Annotated in this window: 4 protein-coding genes; all 4 read right to left on the bottom strand. The window is 65.7% G+C overall.

Going from position 1 to position 4,830, the window contains the following annotated elements; translation table 11 throughout:
* A partial coding sequence (locus F6S12_RS29735) for a non-ribosomal peptide synthetase (RefSeq protein WP_315869682.1) occupies window positions 1-1,839 on the bottom strand: 1,839 nt, incomplete at its 3' end.
* A 4-nt stretch (window positions 1,840-1,843) separates the two neighbouring features.
* On the bottom strand, window positions 1,844-2,854 hold the full coding sequence (locus F6S12_RS29740) for a zinc-dependent alcohol dehydrogenase (protein WP_210483319.1): 1,011 nt from the start codon (window positions 2,852-2,854) through the stop codon (window positions 1,844-1,846).
* Window positions 2,854-4,197, bottom strand: a complete 1,344-nt coding sequence (locus tag F6S12_RS29745; protein ID WP_015636761.1) for a 3-phosphoshikimate 1-carboxyvinyltransferase — start codon at window positions 4,195-4,197, stop codon at window positions 2,854-2,856. The genes F6S12_RS29740 and F6S12_RS29745 overlap by 1 nt, the downstream gene beginning before the upstream one ends.
* Window positions 4,194-4,830: Coenzyme F420 hydrogenase/dehydrogenase, beta subunit C-terminal domain (locus tag F6S12_RS29750; protein ID WP_315869683.1), on the bottom strand; the 637-nt coding region annotated here is incomplete at its 5' end. The genes F6S12_RS29745 and F6S12_RS29750, both read right to left, overlap by 4 nt.

Raw genomic sequence — 4,830 nt, forward strand, 5'->3', positions numbered from 1 at the left:
GGTGGCGCGGACCACGGCAAAACGCCCCAGGTGAGTATTGATCGAAAACCCTGCATGGGCGGCGGGCAAGGACTCCTGCTCCGACTCGATCACGTAGTACTCCTGCGCACCGTTTTCCAGCAGGGACGCCAGGCCGGGCTGGGCCTGTAGCCAGTCCAGCAACTGGCCCAGGGTGGCCATGCGGTAGAACTGCTCCAGGCCCAGGCCTTCCCAGCCCAGTTGACGGTTCACCGTGCCCACCAGCTTGATCGCCGCCAGCGAGTTGCCGCCGCTGTCGAAGAAGCTGCGCTGCAGGTCATGAGCCGACACGCCGAAACGCGCGAGAAAACGCCCTGCCGGCGAGTCGTCCGTTTCAGTGGCCGGCTGCCCGAGACACAGGCGCTGCTTGAGCTCAGCAATATCCAGCTTGCCGGAAGAGCGCAGGGCAAAGCGCTCAACCTCGACAAATCGCGACGGCACCATGAACGGCGGCAGGCTTTGCCGGCCATAGTCGGCCAGCGCCCGGGGCTCGACCCCAGGCGCCTTGAGGTACACCAGCAGCAACTGCGCTTCGGTTCCCTGGTCATCCAGCAACACCACACAATCGAGCATTCCCGGGTAACGCTTGAAGGCGGCGGCGACCTCGGTCAGCGACAGGCGCTGGCCACGCAGCTTGATCTGGTCATCGCTGCGGCCATGGAAGTGATAGAGCCCCTGGCCATCCCGGGAAACCAGGTCGCCACTGCGGTAGCAACGCAGCGTCCGGCCCTGCCATGGCAGTTCGATGAAGCGCTCCCGGGTCAGCTCGGCATCCCCCAGATACCCCGGGGATAAGCCGCCCCCGGCGATCAGCAGCTCGCCGGGTTCATCCTCCTCGCACGGCTGCCCATCAGGGCGCAGCAGCAACAGGGTGGCATCGTCCACGGCCTGGCCGATGGGAATGTCCCGGGTGCTGTCGAAGCTGCGGGGAATGGCATAGACACAGGTACCCATGGTGTTTTCCGTGGGGCCATAACCGTTGTAGAGAACCAGCCCATCGGCGGCAGCATAGGCCTGGCGGACATGCCCTACGGACAGGACCTCGCCGCCGACCATCAGCCGCTTGACGCCCCGCAGCCAGCCGCGGTCGATATCGACGAAGGTGTTGAACAGGGTCGAGGTCAGCCACAGGCTGTCGACCCCGGCCTCGTGGATGTAACGATGCAGGTGTTCCAGGGTCAGGGCGCCGGGAACATGGATATGCAATTCGCCGCCATTGAGCAGCGCGGTCCAGATCTCGAACTGCGAGGCGTCGAAGGTCAGGTTCGAGGCGTACAGCATGCGAAAGCCCGGCTGCAGCGGAAAATGTCGCGGCCGGTCGCAGAACCCCAACACCCCGCGATGGGTACAGGGAATGATCTTCGGCGCGCCGGTGGTACCGCTGGAAAAGTTCACGTACACCGGCTCGGCGCCGCATAGCGGTGGCCAGCACGCAGCCTCGTCCGTGGGCGCGAGCAACTCATCCAGCGCCAGATACCCCGGGCCACCGGCAACCTCCGGCGTGACCCGCCAGCGCACGCCACTGCGTTCACACACCGACTGGTTCCACTGGGGCGGGTTGTTGCGGTCCAGATAGCAGTACGACAGGCCGGCCCGCACCATGCCCACCAGCAGCACCAGTTGTTCAATCGAGCGCTCCACCTCCAGGCCCAGGGTGCTGCCAGGCGTCAGGCCCAAGCCCAGCAAGCGGGCCGCCACCTGTGCCGAACGCTGTTCCAGCTCCCGGTAGCTGAGCCGTGCGCCGTTGCAGCTCAGCGCGGTATCCGTGGCATGCCGGGCGAAGACGTCGTCCAGGCACGAAGCAATAGATAGATGAGCCATGCCGTCACACTTCCCTGTGCTTGATCAGGTTGATTCCAGGGGCGAAGAACGCCGCGCCGTTGTAGTGCGCCAACGCCTGCCCCAGGTCCATCTCGACCCGCTGCAAGTGCTCCAGCCAATCCTTGCCGGCCACCAGGTAGTCGAGGCAACGAGCGATGTTGCGCTCCACCGTGGCCTCCCCTGCCGGGCACAGCACGCTCTTGCGCCCGTGATGGTAGGCATCGTCGCGGTAACCGTTACCGCAGCGGGACACGTTGATGATGTCGATGTTGCCCATTTGCGGCGAGAGCTCCAGGGTCAGGCTGACCCGCCCGACATTCACCAGCCGCGAGCGGCCAGCCCCGTTGCCCTGCGGATTGAGCAGGGCCAGCAACCGCGGGAACAAGGCGCTGATATCAGCATCGATGCACAGAAAAATTCGGGTGAACTGCCCGGCCATCGCCCCCGGCTCGGCCAGCAGGTCGAGCACCTGCACCGGCAGGCCCGGATCGATGGCGGCGGGGTTGAGGTCCGCGACCCAGATCCGCGCGCCATGACAGGCCGCCACCAGGCTCAGCATCTTGCCCACCAGGCCCATGCCCACCACCAGGATCTGCTCCCCCGCCTGCAATTGCGCACGGTCCACCGCATGCACCGCCGTGGCACCCAGGGTGGCGAGAATCGCCTGGTCCTGGGTCAGTGGCGGCGGTACCTTGCACACCAGCCGCTGGGGCACCTGGATCCAGTTGGAATGGGTCGCAATCTTCCAGCCCATGGCCACCACCCGGTCCCCCGGCTGCACGCCTTCCACCTCGGGCCCCACGGCGCTAACCACCCCGGCCGCGCAATAGCCCAGCGGCAGTTGCTCGCCAGTCTCGCGTACCTGCTGCAGGTAATGACGCTCGGTGCCCGGGCTGACCATGGAGTAGTCCACCGCCACCTGCACTTCAGTGGCCGCCAGAGCGGCCAGAGGTTCATGCACGGCGATCACGCCATCGGCGCCACAGGCGGTGAGTGTGTATCGGTTGCTGCTCATCAGGCCTCCCGTCCGGTCAAGCGATCCAGGCACTGGGCAAACCCTGGAAATGAAGTCTGGTAGCAATGCCCTTCAAGGATGGTGGCCTGCAGCCCGTGAGCCAGCAGCAGGACGTGGGCGGTCATCGACAGGCGATGGTCGCCGAAAGTCGGGATCGCTCCCTGCACACTGGGCACCTGCCCGCCTTCCACCCGCACGTCGTAGCCGTCGACCTGGTAGTCCAGGCCCAGGGCATTGAGCATGCTGCGGGTGGCGGCGATCCGGTCCGATTCCTTGAAGGTCAGCTCGTAGAGGTCACTGAAGGTCGCGCTGCCGGGCAGCACGCAGCTGATGGCCAGGGCCAGCGGCACTTCGTCGATCATTGCGTGGAACTGGTGCTTGTCGCGCAAGTCGTGAGCCCTGGGCTGGCCACCCCCGCGCAGCAGCAGGCGGCCCACCGGCTCGCCATGACGAATGCTGTCCACCTCCAGGGTCAGGTTGAAACCACAGGCCAGCAGCCAGTTGAAAAAGCCCAGGCGCGTAGGGTTCAGGCACACATTGTCGAAGCTCAGGCGCTGCTGCTCCTGGTGACGGTTGCACAGCAGGAACAACGCCGCCGGATAGGCAATGGCCGAGGGGTCGCGAGGGATGCTGATCTCCTCGGGAATCGCGCAGTCCCGTGGCTGGTAGTGGATCTGCAACTGCTCGTCCTGCAGCCGGTCGCCAAAACTGTTGATGATGCGCTGGGTGTGATCCCGGGCCACCACCGGGTACCGGATCGACATCGGCTTGCGTGCCGCCACCCCGGCAAACAGCAAGGTGCTGATGGCCTGGGCGCTGCCGATGTGGATCTGCGCCGCGCCGCCGCGGAATGCAGCCTGGTGGATACGGATCGGCAGCGCGCCCGGACGCCCCAGGTACTCCAGGTGGGCGCCCATCTGGTTCAGGGGCTCGACGATCCAGTCGAAGGGGCGGTTGCGCAGGGTTTCGTCGCCATCGACGATGCACGGCACATTGAGCCCCACCAGCATACCGATCAGTAACCGCGCGGCCGCGCTGGAGGGCCCCAGGTCGACCCGCCGCTCGTGGGTCGCCTGGGCGAACTCACCGCTGATCTCCAGGGTCTGGGGCGTCTGCCCTGGCGTCACCTCAAGGCCCAGTTGCTGCAGGGCATCGAGCAACAGGGTCACCGCCTTGCCGCGGTTCAGGTCCCGCAGGCGCACCGGATGCCGGGCCAGGGCGGCAAACAGGATCATCCGATGGCTGATGGACTTGTCCGATGGCAGGTAGCCGTCGATGTTGGCCCAGACCTGCTGTTGGCGGCCGAGGGTGAAATCGATGGGCCGGTCCGGGTAATCGATCATGGGCTACTCCTGTATTTGGCGGGGTTGATCAGTTCGGCGTCGTCCACCAGCGCTTCGTCCTCGAAGTGGTCGCCCACCCCGGGGCCCGCGGGCAACACCAGCGGCTGGGTTTCATAGAAGCGCCGACGGTTCTTCTTGCGTTCAAGGCCGAGGTTGAAGCCCCCAAGGTCCACTCCCCAGCTTTCCAGCCGGCCATGGGTGATGGCGCTGTCCACCAGGGCCTGGCCCATCTCGGTGCGGATCAGCGCGCGGCCGTGTTTCTGTTCTTCGGAACCGTTGAGGCTGGCTTCGAAGATGTTGGGGTCGCCGTCACACACGCTGACGTCGGCCAGCCCGCTCATCCAGTCACCGCAACTGAGGCAGCGAAAGGTCTTGTTGTCCTTGAGCTTGCCGAGGATCTCCCAGAAATCGATGCCAAAGGTCTGGCTGTCCAGCAAGGTGACTTGCAGCCGGCCGGGGTAATCGCCTTCGCGGTACTTGATATCGCGCACCTGCTGCGGGTCTTGCCCCAGCACCTCGCTGATGATGCTGTGGGTACCGGCCGGCAGGGTGTTGGAGGAGCAGGCGGTCTCGATCACGCAGATGATCCGGCTGCGGGCCCAGTGGCCGATGGCGGTGTCCCGGCGCTGCAGC

This window comes from Pseudomonas sp. JV245A (assembly GCF_032424515.1).
GTDB lineage: Bacteria > Pseudomonadota > Gammaproteobacteria > Pseudomonadales > Pseudomonadaceae > Aquipseudomonas > Aquipseudomonas protegens.